The following is a 16516-nucleotide window of genomic DNA, read 5'->3' as shown; positions in this document are numbered from 1 at the left end:
TCAAACGTCTCCCACCGACTCGCGTGAGAGTTTGGCGTTGATCTGAGCGATCGCCTCGGCAAAATCCTCGATATGGGTGAAGTCGCGATAGACGGAGGCATAACGGACGAAGGCCACGTCATCGAGCGCCTTCAGCGCTTCGAGAACCTGCAAGCCGATATCTTCGGACGTGATTTCGGTTTCACCCGAGCTCTCGAGGCGACGGATGATGCCGGAGACGGCGCGATCGACGCGGTCGCGGTCGATATTGCGCTTGCGGAGCGCAATCATGAAGGACTGCATGAGCTTTTCGCGATCGAACAGTACCTTGCGGCCCGACTTCTTGATCACCATCAGCTCGCGCAGCTGTACGCGCTCGAAGGTCGTGAAGCGGCCCCCGCAATCGGGGCAGATGCGACGCCGACGGATCGAGGTGCCGTCTTCGGCCGGGCGCGAATCCTTGACCTGGGTATCTTCGGAACTACAGAAGGGGCAACGCATGAAAGACCTTCGCAATTGGCGTCTGAACGATGCAATATCCGTCCAGAAGCTTGCGAACAAGCAAAAACATATCGCCGTTGAAATCAGTAGCCACGCTGGTGTGCACCTCTTAGGTAAAGCGTCACGCAACGGAAAAGCGAATATTTAAATTTCACACTTCACTTAATCATTATTCAACTTTTAAGTTTAATTATGATTCACATGCACCACGGAGGGCTGCTTGTGATGTCCCTGATACCATTTCTGCATAATGATGCCCGCGATACGCTGTTCGCCTTGAGTAGATCGCAAGCGATCATCGAATTCGATCTCAACGGCAAGATACTGGCAGCAAATGAGAATTTTTGCGCCACGATGGGCTATTCGGCGGCGGAATTGATCGGCCAGCATCATTCGATGTTCGTTGATAAAGAGTACGCCGGCTCCAGCGCCTATCAGGAATTCTGGGCGAACCTCAGGGCCGGAAAATTCGATCGCAGACAATATCGACGTTTTGCAAAAGGCGGTCGCGAGGTCTGGATCGAGGCATCCTACAATCCCGTCTGTAGCGGGGGGAAGCCGTACAAGGTCGTAAAGGTAGCGGTCGACATCACCGAGGATAAGAAGCGGAACATCGACTTCGCGGGAAAGATCACGGCTGTTACACGGGCACAGGCCGTCATTGAGTTCGACACCAACGGCACGATCATCGACGCGAATGAGAACTTTCTCAACGTGACCGGATATCAGTTGAAAGAAATCATCGGGCGGCCGCATTCAATATTCTGCGAGCCGGCCTATGCCAAATCGGAAGAGTATCAGCAGTTCTGGAAAACGCTCCGGGCTGGGCAACTCGTATCGAGCGAATTCACCCGCATCGACAAGTCCGGTGCGAAATTCTATATTCAGGCGTCCTACAATCCGATCTTCGATGAAGAAGGTCGTGTCATCAAGGTTGTCAAGTTCGCAACAAACGTGACCGGTCGTGTCAAGGCCGTCGAGGCCCTTGCCGGCGGGCTTGAACGGTTGGCGCAATGCAATATCCGCATCACGCTCGATGAACCCTTCACCCCGGAACTCGAACGGCTCAGACGCGATTTCAACACCGCCCTCTCGGAGTTTCAAAGGACCCTGGTCAGTGTCCTTGGTGAAACTTCAGCACTAACGGAAAAAAGCCAGACACTCAGTGACGACGCAAAATCCCTTGGCCAGCGAACCGAACAGCAGGCGGCAGCGCTTGAACAGGCGTCGGCAGCACTTGAGCAGATTACCGCCACCGTAAAGGAGGCATCCTTACGGGCGACAGACACCCGCGACCTTGTTCGTGACGCGCGCAAAGCCACAAATGACTCAGTGAGCGTGGTCAAAAATGCCATCGAATCCATCGGCAGGATCGCCGGCGCATCGAAGGAAATCAGTAGCATCAGCGACGTGATCGATCAGATTGCCTTCCAGACCAATCTGCTCGCGCTTAATGCAGGTGTTGAAGCCGCACGAGCTGGTGAAGCGGGCAAGGGCTTTGCCGTCGTCGCTCAGGAAGTCCGCGAACTGGCCCAGCGTTCGGCCGGAGCCGCGCGCGAGATCTCGGCGCTCATCACCAAATCGGCGCGCGAAGTCGATGACGGTGTCAGACTGGTGAGCGATACCGGCCAGGCCCTATCCAACATCGAAACCTTTGTCGACTCGATCAGCGTCAACATCGAGGCAATTGCGACCGGAGCGAGGGAGCAAGCCACAAGCCTGAGCGAAATCAACATGGCGGTCAACCAGCTCGACCAAACGACCCAGCAAAATGCATCGCTTGTCTCGAGCATCAGTGACGCTGGGTTTGTGCTGCGCGATGGCGCTGGCCGAATGCAGGAACTGGTGGAACTGTTCAAGCTCAACCGTCGTTCGGCGATCCGCGAGCCGGGTTCGCAGGCAGCAGTAGGCGGTCCCCATATGCGCCGCCCGCAGGGACGACAGGAGCCGCATGCGATCAGCCAGCCCGTTGAAAGATCAACAAGGGAAAGGCCTCTGCCGGCGCACAAAATGAGTGCACCCGCACCTGTTGTCCGCGCGGCAGTTGCAGGTGGATCCTGGGAAGAATTCTGAGCGCTAAAGACAAGTGATCCGGTCAAAACCCGAGAACCGTATTGGAGGAGGCAGAGGCATCTCGCCTCCTTCACCTATTGTGGCAAGGGATGCCGCTTCTTTGCATGGCGAATGAGGCGCGCGATGAGTTCGGACATGTCGATGCCACTGGCCGCAATCGCCATCGGATACATGCTGATATCGGTAAAGCCCGGAATGGTGTTGACCTCGTTGACGAGAAAGCTGCCGTCCGGTTTGAGGAAAAAGTCCACCCGCGCCATGCCATTGCAACCGAGCGCCCGGAAAGCCCGTTCGGCCATCACGCAGATTGCGGCTTCGGTTTCTGGCGTAAGATCGGCCGGCACCTTGAGGGTGGCGCCGTGTTCGTCGATATATTTGGCGTCAAAACTATAGAAGCCGTGGCTTTCGGCCGGGATGATCTCGCCGGGGTGCGAGACGAACAGGCTGCCATCACCATCCTCGATCACCGCGCATTCGATCTCGCGTCCGTTGATCGCCTCTTCGGCAAGAAGCCTGGCATCATGGCAAAAGCCCTCCTCTAGCGCCGGGCCGAATTCCTGACTGCCCGAGACCCGACGCACCCCGACCGAGGAGCCGGACCGTGCCGGTTTGACGAAGAATGGCAACCCGAATTCGGCGTCCAATTCGGCAAACGAAGAAGACCGCTCCTCCGTCAGAAGCCGCCAGCGCGCCACCGGAACGCCAGCCGCCAGCATCAGCCGCTTGGCGACGTCCTTGTCGAGCGCTGCCGCAGAACCCTGAATGCCGCATCCGAGATAGGGCACCAACGCAGCCTCGCAGAGGCCCTGGATGGAACCATCTTCGCCGCCGAGCCCATGCAGGACAGGAAAAGCGAAATCGATCTTCGGCACCTCGTAAGGCGTCCCCTCTTCCGGCGATGCCAACAGACGACCACAGCCGCCAGGCAGAAGGCAGAGGCTTGGCCCGGCCAGTGGCGTTTCAAGATGGGTGCCATCGAACGTCGCCGGCAGCCAGTGCCCTTTATGGGTCACATAGACCGGAACCGGCTCGTATTTCGCCGGGTCGATGGCGCGCAAAACGTTGGTGGCGGATTTGATCGACACATCATGCTCGGAGGAACGACCACCGAAAAGCACCAAGATCCGCGGCCGGGACGTTTGAAATGGCATGAGAGGCTCCTTCAGCGGGAAAAGCGGCGCGCACCGGCGACGCAGAGAATGACGCCGGCCGTCACGGCCAGCATGCTCCAGCTGACGGTTTCTCCAAGCAGTAGCGCAGCAAGCGCGAGACCGAAGAACGGCTGCAGAAGCTGCAACTGCCCAACTGCCGCAATGCCGCCCTGAGCCAGGCCGCGATACCAGAAGATGAAGCCGATCAGCATCGAAAACAGCGACACATAAGCGAGTGCGATGAGGGCCGGCGCTTCGACAGAGGCAAAGGAAACCGGCCTTGTTGCCAGCGCAGCTACCAGCATGAGCGGCAAGGACAAGACGAGCGCCCAGGAAATCACCTGCCAGCCACCGAGCCGCCGCGACAGGCGCGCACCTTCAGCGTAGCCAAGCCCGCACACGATGATTGCGGCCAACATCATGAGATCGCCTACCATGGATGCCGCTGCTCCCTGCTTCCATGCGAATCCCGCCACCAGAAGGCTGCCGAGGACAGAAAACAGCCAGAAGGCCGGCCTTGGCCGTTCGCCCGCCAGAAGCACGCCGAAGATGGCGGTCGCGAGCGGCAGCAATCCGATGAAAACGATCGAATGGGCGGAGGAGACATGTTTGAGGGCAAAGGCCGTAAGCAGCGGAAAGCCCACCACCACGCCAAGCGCAACGACACCGAGTGACAAAAGATCGCGCGGTGCAGGGCGCTTTTCGCGGAACAGAAGCAGCAGGGCTGCAGCCAGTATCCCCGCGACCGTTGCACGGGTGACCGTGACGAACAACGGATCGAGCTGCAGCACGGCCAGACGCGTGGCAGGCAGCGATCCGCTGAAAATGATGACGCCGATCAATCCGTTGATCCAGCCCGCCGTTGCTTTTTCCATGGTGCCCTCCGGCGTTCGCCGCTCCGTCTCTGGCAATCGATTTGCCTCTTATCAACCGGAGGCCCTTGGCTGGGCCAGACACAGCGTGATACAGTTTGACAAAACTGTTATGGTGCAAAGATCAGTACAGATGGATCAACCCGTTGAAAATCCAGCAACGCGTGTTGCTGCGGTCATGAGTGCGATCCGCAACAGGATCGCCAATCGCACCCTCACGCCGGGCGCCCGCCTGCCATCGGTGCGGCAAGCGGCAACGCTCTTCAAGGTCTCGACATCGACGGTGGTGACAGCCTATGAGCGGCTGGTGGCGGAAGGTGCGGTGCTGTCGCGTCCCGGTTCGGGCTTCTATGTCGCCAATCAGGCTGCCCCTTTCACGCTGTCAGAGGTCGGACCGCGGCTCGATCGCGCCGTTGATCCGTTCTGGGTGTCGCGACAGTCGCTGGAAGCCGGCGACAGCGGTCTCAAGCCCGGCTGCGGCTGGCTGCCGCCTTCCTGGTTGCCGGAGGATGCCATCCGTCGCGCCATCCGCCAGCTGACACGCTCCGAGGCACCGGTTCTCGTCGCCTATGCGTCACCGCTCGGACTGCCGCAACTACGGCAACTGATCGCCCGGCGCATGGCCGATCGCGGTATCGAGGTCTCGCCCGAGCAGATCATGCTCACCGAATCCGGCATCCAGGCGATCGATTTTCTATGCCGCTTCCTGCTCGAACCCGGTGACACGGTGCTGGTGGACGATCCGTGTTACTTCAATTTTCATGCGCTCTTGCGGGCGCACCGGGCCAATATCGTCAGCGTTCCCTATACGCCGACCGGGCCCGACATGGAGCGTTTCGCCACCGTTGTGGCAGAGCAGAGGCCGCGACTCTACATCACCAACTGCGGCATCCATAACCCGACCGGTGCCGTGCTGTCGCCGGTTGCTGCGCATCGCATCCTCAAGCTCGCCGAACAGCATGACATGATTATCATCGAAGACGATATCTTCGCCGATTTCGAACATGTGCCGGCCCCTCGCCTCGCCGCCTTCGATGGTCTCGATCGCGTCGTCCATATCGGCAGCTTTTCCAAGACCCTGTCGGCTTCCGTCCGTTGCGGTTTCATCGCGGCCCGGCCCGATTGGCTCGATGGGTTGACCGACCTCAAGATCGCCACCTCCTTTGGCGGTGGGCGACTTGCGACGGAACTGGTCTGGACGGTGTTGAGCGATGGCAGCTACCGCAAGCATCTCGACAGTCTGAAAGTGCGGCTGTCCCAGGCAATGATCACCGTCGCCGGGCAATTGCGGTCCCTCGGTATCGTTCCCTGGTTCGAACCGCAGGCCGGCATCTTTCTCTGGTGCCAGTTGCCGGACGGCATCGATGCCGCCGATGTGGCACGCTTTGCGCTCGATCGCGGCATCGTGCTGGCGCCTGGCAATGCCTTCAGCCTGTCGCAGAGCGCCACCCAGATGATGCGTTTCAATGTCTCGCAGATGCAGGACCAGACGATCCTGCCGGTCCTGAAACAGGCTCTCGACCATGCACGACAGTTAAACCGGGCGAGCAGCCAGGCAAAATAAAACCCTCCCCGTTTCCGGGAAGGGTCCAGATCTCTGCGATGACGCCGATCTTAGAGGTAGGAATACATCGGGAAACGGTCGGTCAGCTTGACCACCTTCTCGCGAACTGCTGCCTCGACGGACGCGTTGCCTTCATCCGAGTTGGCAACCTTGAGACCATCGAGAACTTCGACGATGAGATTGCCGATTTCCTTGAACTCGGCTTCCTTGAAGCCGCGCGTCGTGCCAGCCGGAGTGCCGAGGCGGATGCCCGAGGTGACGAAGGGCTTTTCCGGGTCGAAGGGAATGCCGTTCTTGTTGCAGGTCACATAGGCGCGGCCGAGCGCTGCTTCGGCGCGCTTGCCGGTGGCGTTCTTCTTGCGCAGATCGACCAGCATCAGGTGGTTGTCGGTACCGCCCGAGACGATATCGAGGCCGCCAGCGATCAGGGTGTCGGACAGGGCCTTGGCATTCTTGACGATCTGGGCTGCATAGTCCTTGAAGGACGGCTGCAGCGCTTCGCCGAATGCAACAGCCTTGGCGGCGATGACATGCATCAGCGGGCCACCCTGCAGGCCGGGGAAGACGGCCGAGTTGAACTTCTTCGCCAGTTCTTCCTCGTTGGTCAGGATCATGCCACCACGGGGGCCGCGCAGCGACTTGTGTGTGGTGGTGGTGGCAACATGGCAGTGCGGGAACGGCGACGGATGCTGGCCACCGGCAACGAGACCGGCGATGTGGGCCATATCGACCATCAGGTAGGCACCGACTTCATCGGCGATCTCGCGGAAGCGCTTCCAGTCCCAGATGCGGGAATAGGCGGTGCCGCCGGCGATGATCAGCTTCGGCTTGTGGGTGCGGGCCTTTTCGGCAACGGCATCCATGTCGAGAAGGTTGTCGCCTTCGCGCACACCATAGGAAACGACGTTGAACCACTTGCCGGACATGTTGACCGGCGAACCGTGCGTCAGATGGCCTCCCGAGTTCAGATCGAGACCCATGAACGTGTCGCCCGGCTGCAGGAGCGCGAGGAACACGGCCTGGTTCATCTGCGAGCCGGAGTTGGGCTGAACGTTGGCGAAGTTGACGCCGAACAGCTTCTTGGCGCGCTCGATGGCGAGTTCTTCGGCAATATCGACGAACTGGCAGCCGCCGTAATAGCGCTTGCCCGGATAGCCTTCGGCATATTTGTTGGTCATGATCGAGCCCTGCGCTTCCAGAACGGCGCGGGATACGATGTTTTCGGACGCGATGAGCTCGATCTCATGGCGCTGGCGACCAAGTTCCTTCGTAATGGCGCCGAAGATTTCCGGATCGGAGTCGGCAAGGCTACGGGTAAAAAAGGCGTCTGTGGCGCTCATGGTTCATCTCTCCGGCTGGGTGCAATGTCGCAATGCCTATTAGCGACACCAGCGGAAAGGAGCAAGACCGTTTGCGCCTCCCTGTGTGACACTTGCGGCGTCAAGACCCGTAAAACGACCGCCGCCCGCGCGAACGCCGGTCCGGCGGTCACAATGCCGCAGGACCATCAAAGCCGGAACGCGAAATCATCAAGACCGAGACTGCCAAAGTCGATCGTCGAATCCTGGAAGCGCGCCACCGCGTAAAGTTCGCCGCTGTCGGTGCCGTTGGCATCGAACCAGAGGCGCGCAGCATCGCCTTCATAAATGAACTGTGCGTTCGTTCCGATCGCATCGACGGTGTTGCTGTTGACGATTTCGTTGATGTCGAGCGAGTTTCCAAGGCCGAATTCGGAGAGATCGACAAAGATCTTATCCGATCCTTCGACGAAATTCTTGATGTAGTCGTACCCTTGCGCCTTCTGAACCCAGGCAGCGGTATCGCCGTAATTCATGTTGAGCGTATCGTTGCCGGCATCGCCACGGATCTTGCCGCCATTTTCGCTGCTGCCCAGGCTCCCGCCTCCGAAAAGCGTGTCGTCGCCCTCGCCGCCATAAGCCGTACCGCCGCCCGAATTCTGCAGAAAATCGTCGTAGATCGTGCCGATCACATTCTCGACGCTGACATATTGATCGCCGGCAGCAGCATAAGCGGATTGGTTTGCATCGAGATAGGCCTGAACAAAGGTCGCGGCCCCGGAATAATCGACCGTATCCGAGCCGCCGCCGCCACGGAACAGATCGCCGTCTGCGCCACCGATCAGAATATCATTGCCGCCACCGCCGTAGAGCGTGTCGTTCCCGGCGCCGCCGAAAAGATGATCTCTCCCCTTCCCGCCATCCAGGAAATCGTCACCGTTACGGCCATAGAGCCAGTCATTGCCACCCTTGCCATAGAGGAAATCGTCATTCGCGCCGCCATTGAGCGTATTGTCGCCAGCCGTCCCGTATTTCGTTGCCATTGCATCAATCCTTCCGATCCGGTTTCTGAGCAAGTGCGGGTTGGACCTGCCCTGTCGCTGCGGCAGGATAAACCGATCGCACGCCGAGCGCTGTTACCCGCAGAACAACTGTCAGCACCAGTCCGTCAAACAGCCGTCACAAATCTGTGATCTGGCGATGTCCGGCGCCGGATCGAACGGCAGAGGACAGCATGTGGGCGTGAACATGAAAACACGGACGGTCGAGATCTTCTATTTCGATGCTGGCGGCGGCCATCGCAATGCGATGCAGGCACTGTCCCGTCAGATCGGAAAAACCTATCCCGACTGGACCGTCGTGCCTGTCGATTTGCAAAAGCTGCTTGAACCGATCGATCCGGTCTATCGCCTGACAAAGAGAGTGACGGGCTCGATCAAACGATTGCTGAAACCCGTCGCACCCGACCTCGATATCGAACCGATCCAGGCGCAGGAGATCTACAATACGGCACTCAGGCGCGGCGTGACCCATGGTCTGGGGACGATCCTGCCGATCCTGCAGGCCTATATCCGCCGCTACTCCGGTGAGATCGAAACGCTGCTTGCCGCACGCTGGCAAACGGCAGAACGGCGTCCGGATCTGGTCGTTTCCGTCATCCCGAACTTCAATGCCGTGATGTTCGATGCGCTGCGCCAGGTTTCCGAGACCATCCCCTATGTCACGGTGATGACCGACATGGTCGATTGTCCGCCGCATTTCTGGATGGAAGACCAGGATCAAGTCATGATCTGCGGCACCACCAAGGCCTTCGGCCAGGCGCTGGCAACCGGATTTTACGGCCGGGCGAACGTTTTCGAAGTGTCCGGAATGATCCTCAAGGAAAGCTTTTACGCACCGGCGAACGAAGATCGGCCCAGCCGCCAATCACTCGGTCTTGCTAAAGATCGGCCGGTAGCGCTCATCATGTTCGGTGGCAATGGCTCCTACCAGGCAACCCAAACCATTCTGGAACAGCTTGCAGCGTCCGACAGCAAACCGCAATCAATCGTCCTGTGCGGCAAGAATGCCAAACTGCTGGAAAGCCTCGCAGACAAGCCCGGATGCCATGCCGTGGGCTTCACCAACAATGTCGCCGATTACATGCGACTTGCCGATTTCTTCATCGGCAAGCCCGGCCCCGGCTCGATCAGCGAAGCCATCCATATGGGTTGCCCGGTGATCGTCGAGGGCAATGCCGGCACGATGCCGCAGGAACGCCCCAACCTCGACTGGATCGTCGATAACGGCGTCGGCATCGTCGTCAAAAGCTTCGCGCGCGACATTGCCGCCGCGACCGATGCCATGCTCGCCGAACTGCCCCGTTTTCAGGCGAATATCCTCAAGAACATTCCCGAAAACCGGGCGGTGTTCGAAATTGTCGATCTGCTCGCGGAAATCCTCGAACGACCGGCCACGCCGGCGGTCCGGCACAACCGCCAGCGGCAGCCGACGAAACGCTATCCATACTGGCCGGCAGGCACCCTTCTGCGAAAATATCGGAAGCCTCGGCGATAAAGCGTTGTTTGACCCGATCGGGCAAACTCAGAGAACCAGGCAATCCCCCAAGGTCGCAAAGGTCAGCTTGTTCGCTTCGATCTCCGCTGTCAGGTAGAAGTCGACGTTGCCATCGCCATTGGTATCGCCTGAGAGCTTGACGTTGTAATCGTAGCCAATATCGATGATCTTTGCCTGCAACTCGCCGGCTTGACCACTCAGATTTCGGACCAGATCGAAGGCCTGATTGCCCTTGCTGGCGCGGTTGGCATCAATGGCTGAAAAATCCAGCACATCATGGGCGAACTCGAAACCGGCAACCTCATCGGCATGCGCCTTGGTACTGTCACCCACCGCCGTGTAGAAGACGGTATCGCCCTTGCCATCGCTGCCCAGAATGATGAAGTCGGCGCCACTACCGCCAGTGAACTGGTCGCGGCCCTTGACGACCATCCCGAGATCGCCGGTCAAGCGATCATCGCCGCTGCCGCCGAACAGCTTGTCATTGCCGTCGTCGCCATAAATTTCGTCATTTCCGGCTCCGCCACGGATTGTATCGTTGCCTGTTACCCCGACGAGTTCGTCGGTATCGCCATAGAGGAAATCATTCTCCTTGCCGCCCGTGATCACGTCATTGCCAGCGCCCCCGACGACCAAGGCCCCCGGCCCTGGCGACGAACCATAATCTGCCGGCAGGCTATCGGCGATCCTCACCGTGTCCGCACCACCGAAGGTACGTATCTCGATCACATAGCCGGAGAGCCAGTTTGCACTGTCGGCCAGCGAATAGGCGAGATCAAGATTGTCACCATTGTTCGACGTATAGATCCGCTCGATGCCGACCAGAGTATGCCCCCGATTGTCGGTGAAGGAGAACGTGCCATCCCCTTGGGCCGTCTTGTGCACATCAACGGCGGGAATGTTCAAAGTATTCGCACCGCCCATGGCAGTAAGATTGCCGGTGCCGTCGATCAGACCGGACGGAGCAGACCATTTGTATTGGGTAACCGAAGCCATAGAAACCTCCATGAGTAATATGGAAATAGTCTAGGCGCTCTCGCTGACGGTGCATTGCGCGCAATCAACCCCAATACGAAAAACCCGAGCCAGGAGCCCGGGTTGATCGATGTTCGTAAATGAGACGCGGTTCAGTTGGCGACGACCGGTTCCTGATTGAGGCCCGATTGCAGCACCAGCTCCTGGGCGCCGTCCATCTCGTAGATATCGTCGCGGAACTGCACGATCCGGTCCTTCGCAGACCAGGCTGTGACATATTTGAAATAGACCGGAACTTCGACGGCCAGCTTGATCGGCGTGTTGCGACCGGACTTGATGGTCGCTTCGATCTGCTTGCGGCTCCAGCCGGGCGTCTCCTTGAGCAGCCACAGTGAAAGGTCGCGCACATTCTGCACGCGCACGCAGCCGGACGATTCGAAGCGCGCGAGTTTGTTGAACAGGCCCTGCTGCGGCGTATCGTGCATATATTCGTTGTTCGGGTTGTGGAAGTTGATCTTGGTCGAAGCCATCGCGTTGGTCTTGCCCGGATCCTGACGGAAGGTCAGGTTCGGGGCCTTGTCGGCAAACCAGTCAATCGTTTCCGGGGCCACTTCGTTGCCGTTGCCATCGATCAGGCGGATCGAATTCTTCTTCAGATATTCCGGATCCTTGCGCATGAGCGGAACGATGTCCTTCTCGACGATCGAGCGCGGCGAGGTCCAGTAGGGATTGAGGATCACTTCATAGATCTTGGAATCGATGATGTGCGTCGGGCGACTGGCGCGACCAACGACAGCGGTGTGGCGCTGCACGACCTTGTTGTTTTCGACAGCCTCGATATAGGCGGCCGGAATGTTGACCATCACATAGCGCGAACCGAGATCGGTGGTGATCGCCTGAACGCGCGTCAGGTTGGTACGAAGCTGCGCCAGGCGCGTGTCGGCCGGCACGTTCATCGCCTTCAGCGTATATTGGCCGAGAACACCATCGAGCGGCAAGCCGTGACGGGCCTGGAAGCGCTTCAGCCCCTCCTCGACGAGAGAATCGAACGAGTTGGACAGGCCGGCGGATTTCGACAGGTCACCGGAAATCATCAAACGCTTGCGCAGCGTGCTCACGGCCGGATCGACGACGCCGATCTTGAGCTTGACATTGGTGACCACCTGCGGCCAGCCGCCATTGGCGACGATGGCTTCATAATCGAAGATCGCCTGCTGCAGGTTGGCAGCGGCATCGGCACCGAAGATCGGATTGTTGGTGGCAACCGCAGCAGCCGTGCGCGAAGCACGGGCATCGAACTGGTCGTCCCAGTTTCCGCGGCGCGGCGCATTGATAATCTCGTCAATCGCAACATCCTGCGCGAATGCCGAACCGCCTGCGCCGAGTGCACCGAAAGCAACGGCAGTTCCGAGAAAACGGCGACGCGACACCAGGCTATTGAGATCTTTCTTTTCCGACATTCCTTGAGCCTTTGTATTTCCCTGACATTGAAACCCGAAGGTTCCGCCTAGCACAACATGGTTAACTTTGGGAAAATGCTGATTTCGTCTCCGCTTAGGCGCGGGTTGCAAAAGGCGCAACTCCAAACCAGCCAAGATCGAACCCCGGCCTGAAACGGCCACCCCGATGTTGCGGAGATGACACGATAATGTGGCCGTTTTGTGCCACCGGCAAGTCACGAGACGGTGAACGGAGATCACGAAACCGCTGAAATTTCCGTGAAAAGCGACTGCCCTCCTATATCTGGACCGCCCTCGCCTCCTCGGTGATCCAGTCCCGGAATGCCACAATTCTGGGATCGTTCGCTTGTCCGGCCGGATACACCAGATAATAGGCGAATTCCGATGGCACCCGGATGCTGAGTTCGAAAGGCCGGATCAGGCGCCCTTCTGAAAGATCGCTCGCGACCATGGCAAAATCGGCTAGCGCCACCGCCTCGCCCGCCAGTGCCGCTTCGACCGCATCCGAGGAGGAGCCGAAGACGATCGTGCGGCTATCGTCAAAATCGGCAACGCCGGCTGCTGCCATCCACATGCGCCAGTTCGGCCAGGTCACACCCTGGCGCGACCATTCGATATGCGCCAGCGTATGTTCCTGCAAATCCCGCGGCTCTAGGAGCGGCTTGCCATGCGTGAGCAGTTTGGGGCTGCAGACGGGAACCACGACATTGTCGAACAGCCTGTCCGCCTTGAGGCCGGTATAGCGCCCGGTGCCGAACCTTATCGCCACATCGACATCATCGAGTTCGAAATCGCGCAGCTCGTATGTCACATCGAAGCGCAGCTCGATGCCGGGATGGCGGCCGCGAAACAGCTCCACTCGCCGCATCAGCCATTTTGTTGCGAATTGCGGATCCACCGTCACGCGCAACTGCTCACCCCCGCGCGACATCTTGCGCACCCGCGTCATGGCGCGGTTCAAACCTTCCAGCGCTTCGGACGCCGCATCGCAGATGACAGTGCCTGCTTCGGTCAAACGGATGTGGCGGCTCGTCCGTGTGAAGAGCTGCACCCCAAGCTGATCTTCAAATTCCTTGATCTGATAGCTCACGGCAGCGGGCGTCAGGCCGAGCTCGTCGGCCGCCCGGGTGAAGTTGAGGTGCCGCCCGGCGACAACCAGGGTTCTCAACGCTCTCGTTCCCGGCATAACGCGCATGGCGACCTTCAAAATTTCCTTGATGATGATGCAAGAATTATCGATTTCCTCTTTTTGCGTCAATGCGGCATAAGCAAATCATCCAAACAAGATCAAACATGCCTTGAAACAGCCGGTGATACCATGACGGACTTCGCAACCATCCTCCCAAGCCATAGTGTCCTTGAAACGCTTGAATCCTACGTCCATGGCGTGACGGCAGCCATGGCACGCTATCTGGCGGCTCGCACGGCGGCACACCAGCTCGCGCGGCTTCCGGATACGCTTCTTGCAGATGTCGGCATTGAAGCACGCTTGCTCCGCGACACCCAGGCAAAACCAGCATTCGCAGGAAACCATTGGCTCTGAGCGAGCCCTGCGGGCTGTTGGCCCGCAAGAATTTCGCAAGCGAAAGCGCCGTGTTGCCCCATACAACACGGCGCTTTTCGTTTGTCAGGCAGACTGGAGGAAATGCCTGGCTGTTCGGGAGATCGCCTCAGAGGCGGTAGAGGATCTGGTCGTTCCAGAAGCGATCGAGGCGCTGCAACAGCTTGTTGAGGCTGTTGAACTCGTCCTGGCCGATGCCGCCAACCTTGTCGATCGAGCCGACGTGACGCTGATAGAGCTTGGCAACGGTTTCGGCCACATCCTGTCCACGCGGTGTCAGCGAGATCCGGACCGAGCGGCGGTCGATGCGCGACCGGGCATGGTTGATGAAACCGAGATCGACGAGCTTCTTGACGTTGTAGGATACGTTCGAGCCCATGTAATAGCCACGCGAGCGCAGTTCGCCGGCGGTCAGTTCCGATGTGCCGATATTGAACAGCAGAAGCGCCTGCACGGCATTGATATCGTCGCGACCCTGACGGTCGAATTCATCCTTGATCACATCCAGGAGACGGCGGTGAAGCCGCTCGACCAGATGGACGCTTTCGAGATAAAGGGAATGGATCGCCTGTTCTTGGGGGTCGATCGCCGGTGCGGCCGGGGCCTTGAGCTTCGCGTTCATTTTCTGCCTCACTGTTTGACTGGCGGTGTTGGTTTTTATTCCCGCCTTATGTGAGCCAAATTACCCGCGACGTCTAAAATTCTACTTAAATCACAGGATTAACAGCATCTTACCTTTAGCGATCCGCACAACAGAGTGAACAATCGCTTACCGACGCGGCAAGGAATGCTCGTATTCGTTCTGCCGCCCGACACGGATAGCGATGCGCAAGGCAATATAAAGAAGGGCGGTCGCCGCGATCACCAGAACCTTGATCCGGTCGGCGCCGAAGATTTCGCTATAGACTTCATGCTTGACGATCTCGACCATGGCCGCGACCACCCAGATCACCGGTCCCCAGGACCCGCGCAGCCATAGGCCTATGGCCGCAACCGGATAGAGGATCGCAAGGGTTGACGCCGCCGCCTTCATATCCGATCCCAAAAGGTCGAACCGATCGGCACCTCCGTTGGCGTAACCAATCAGCCCGGACCAGACATTTAAGGCATACCAGAGGCATGCGAGCGCGACACCGCGCAACAGAACGGTCATCAGCAGATCGGGGAGAAACAGTCGCTTGGTCGTCAACGGCTCATCGGTCATGCGCCTCTTCTAAAAGATTGCCGGCCAGATTGGAAGTTCGCCGACAGTTTTTGCAAAGCGGGCGATGGCATGCTAGGGCCGGAGTCATGAGAGGTTCCTTCATCTCCGTCACGGCTTTCAGGACAAGAACATGACAGACCGCACCCATCTCGTTGACGAAATCACCGGACATCGCCGCATGCGCCGTTTGCGCAAGGCCGACTGGACCCGTCGCATGGTGCGCGAAACCCAGTTGACGGTGGACGATCTGATCTGGCCGATCTTCATCGTCGAGGGTAGCGGCATCGTCGATCCGATCGCGGCCATGCCCGGCGTCAACCGGCTCAGCATCGACAAGGCGGTGGAGGCTGCACGAATGGCAGCCGATCTCGGCATTCCTGCGCTTGCAACATTCCCGAATGTCGATCTCGACCTGCGCGACCAGACCGGCTCGAATGCGCTTGAAGCCAACAATCTCATCAATCGCGCGACAGCGGCGATCAAGAAAGCGGTGCCGGAGATTGGTGTCATCACCGATGTGGCGCTCGATCCCTTCACCAGCCATGGCCATGACGGAATTCTGCGCGAGGGTGAGATCGTCAACGACGAGACTGTCGATGCGATTGCGCGTGCCGCCGTTCTGCAGGCCGATGCCGGTTCCGATATCATCGCCCCTTCCGATATGATGGATGGGCGCATCGGCGTCATCCGTCGCGCGCTCGATGCGAGCGGCCACCAGAATGTCGGCATCATGAGCTATGCGACAAAATTCTCGTCATCGCATTATGGACCCTACCGCGAGGCGATCTCGACCGCTGGCCTGCTCAAGGGCGACAAGAAGACCTATTATGTCGACCCCGCCAACGGCACGGAAGCCCTGCGCGACGCTGCCCTCGATGTCGAGGAAGGCGCCGACATGTTGATGGTCAAGCCCGGCCTTCCCTATCTCGACATGTGCTGGCGGCTGAAACAGGAGTTCGGCCTGCCCGTGTTCGCCTACCAGGTGTCCGGAGAATATGCGATGGTGAAAGCAGCCGCAGCCAATGGCTGGATCGATGGCGAACGCGTGATGATGGAACAGTTGCTCTGCTTCAAGCGTGCCGGCTGCGATGGAATCCTGACCTATTTTGCACCCGAGGTCGCCAGGCTTCTGGCGCGGTGATGATGGCTCGCCCGATCCCATCGTCGGTGATGCATCAAACAATTTCCCGGCCTCGGGCAGCGGCGTGAACCGGCAGCGATTAACCACGCAGGCTATCACAAGACATTTTCCACGACCGTAATTTCAACGGGCGCAGACGCATAACGTCCGTCATTATCTGACCCCTGGGAAAACTTCTCGC

15 protein-coding genes are annotated in these 16516 nt (G+C 58.9%); 5 read left to right on the top strand and 10 right to left on the bottom strand.

Going from position 1 to position 16516, the window contains the following annotated elements:
• Entirely contained in the window at window positions 1–480 is a 480-nt protein-coding gene (nrdR, locus tag Q4481_RS07375; protein WP_304375686.1) for a transcriptional regulator NrdR, read from the bottom strand.
• Between the two features lie 225 nt (window positions 481–705).
• On the opposite strand from nrdR, the gene Q4481_RS07370 reads away from it, so the two are divergent.
• Window positions 706–2553, top strand: a complete 1848-nt coding sequence (locus tag Q4481_RS07370) for a methyl-accepting chemotaxis protein (protein ID WP_304376073.1) — start codon at window positions 706–708, stop codon at window positions 2551–2553.
• 74 nt (window positions 2554–2627) lie between these two features.
• Here the strand turns inward: Q4481_RS07370 and Q4481_RS07365 are convergent, their stop codons facing one another.
• Both Q4481_RS07365 and Q4481_RS07360 read right to left on the bottom strand, forming a co-directional pair.
• Window positions 2628–3704: a D-alanine--D-alanine ligase family protein gene (locus Q4481_RS07365; RefSeq protein WP_304375685.1), complete on the bottom strand. Its 1077-nt coding sequence runs from the start codon at window positions 3702–3704 to the stop codon at window positions 2628–2630.
• An 11-nt stretch (window positions 3705–3715) separates the two neighbouring features.
• Window positions 3716–4579, bottom strand: a complete 864-nt coding sequence (locus Q4481_RS07360; RefSeq protein WP_304375684.1) for a DMT family transporter — start codon at window positions 4577–4579, stop codon at window positions 3716–3718.
• 109 nt (window positions 4580–4688) lie between these two features.
• Here Q4481_RS07360 and Q4481_RS07355 point away from each other — a divergent pair, with 109 nt between their 5' ends.
• Window positions 4689–6140, top strand: a complete 1452-nt coding sequence (locus tag Q4481_RS07355) for an aminotransferase-like domain-containing protein (protein WP_304375683.1) — start codon at window positions 4689–4691, stop codon at window positions 6138–6140.
• A 50-nt stretch (window positions 6141–6190) separates the two neighbouring features.
• Here the strand turns inward: Q4481_RS07355 and glyA are convergent, their stop codons facing one another.
• A complete protein-coding gene (gene glyA / locus Q4481_RS07350) occupies window positions 6191–7480 on the bottom strand; it encodes a serine hydroxymethyltransferase (RefSeq protein ID WP_304375682.1) in 1290 nt (429 codons plus the stop codon).
• 167 nt (window positions 7481–7647) lie between these two features.
• Window positions 7648–8481, bottom strand: coding sequence for a calcium-binding protein (locus Q4481_RS07345; protein WP_304375681.1), 834 nt, complete (start codon window positions 8479–8481; stop codon window positions 7648–7650).
• 205 nt (window positions 8482–8686) lie between these two features.
• Between Q4481_RS07345 and Q4481_RS07340 the strand changes: the two genes are divergently transcribed.
• Window positions 8687–9994 (top strand): glycosyltransferase, encoded by a 1308-nt coding sequence (locus Q4481_RS07340; RefSeq protein ID WP_304375680.1) that lies wholly within the window; start codon window positions 8687–8689, stop codon window positions 9992–9994.
• Between the two features lie 27 nt (window positions 9995–10021).
• On the opposite strand, the gene Q4481_RS07335 is transcribed toward Q4481_RS07340, so the two are convergent.
• The 3 genes from Q4481_RS07335 to gcvA all read right to left on the bottom strand — a co-directional run bounded on the left by Q4481_RS07335 (window position 10022) and on the right by gcvA (window position 13624).
• A complete protein-coding gene (locus Q4481_RS07335; RefSeq protein ID WP_304375679.1) occupies window positions 10022–10990 on the bottom strand; it encodes a calcium-binding protein in 969 nt (322 codons plus the stop codon).
• A gap of 131 nt (window positions 10991–11121) precedes the next feature.
• A complete protein-coding gene (locus Q4481_RS07330; RefSeq protein ID WP_304375678.1) occupies window positions 11122–12429 on the bottom strand; it encodes a L,D-transpeptidase family protein in 1308 nt (435 codons plus the stop codon).
• Between the two features lie 277 nt (window positions 12430–12706).
• Window positions 12707–13624: a transcriptional regulator GcvA gene (gene gcvA, locus Q4481_RS07325; RefSeq protein WP_304375677.1), complete on the bottom strand. Its 918-nt coding sequence runs from the start codon at window positions 13622–13624 to the stop codon at window positions 12707–12709.
• A gap of 123 nt (window positions 13625–13747) precedes the next feature.
• On the opposite strand from gcvA, the gene Q4481_RS07320 reads away from it, so the two are divergent.
• Window positions 13748–13972 carry a YjiS-like domain-containing protein gene (locus tag Q4481_RS07320; protein WP_304375676.1) on the top strand — a complete coding sequence of 75 codons (225 nt, stop codon included), beginning with the start codon at window positions 13748–13750 and terminating at the stop codon, window positions 13970–13972.
• A 127-nt stretch (window positions 13973–14099) separates the two neighbouring features.
• Here the strand turns inward: Q4481_RS07320 and ldtR are convergent, their stop codons facing one another.
• Complete coding sequence (ldtR, locus tag Q4481_RS07315; protein ID WP_304375675.1) at window positions 14100–14612, bottom strand: transcriptional regulator LdtR; 513 nt, start codon at window positions 14610–14612, stop codon at window positions 14100–14102.
• 147 nt (window positions 14613–14759) lie between these two features.
• Window positions 14760–15194, bottom strand: coding sequence for a DUF6163 family protein (locus tag Q4481_RS07310; protein WP_304375674.1), 435 nt, complete (start codon window positions 15192–15194; stop codon window positions 14760–14762).
• Between the two features lie 130 nt (window positions 15195–15324).
• Between Q4481_RS07310 and hemB the strand changes: the two genes are divergently transcribed.
• Window positions 15325–16335, top strand: a complete 1011-nt coding sequence (gene hemB / locus Q4481_RS07305; RefSeq protein ID WP_304375673.1) for a porphobilinogen synthase — start codon at window positions 15325–15327, stop codon at window positions 16333–16335.
• Window positions 16336–16516 lie beyond the last annotated feature (181 nt).

This window comes from Fluviirhizobium alvei (genome assembly GCF_030551875.1).
GTDB lineage: Bacteria > Pseudomonadota > Alphaproteobacteria > Rhizobiales > Rhizobiaceae > Rhizobium_E > Rhizobium_E alvei.
The sequence above is the reverse complement of the archived record's forward strand: the minus strand, read 5'-3'. Positions and strand labels throughout refer to the sequence as shown.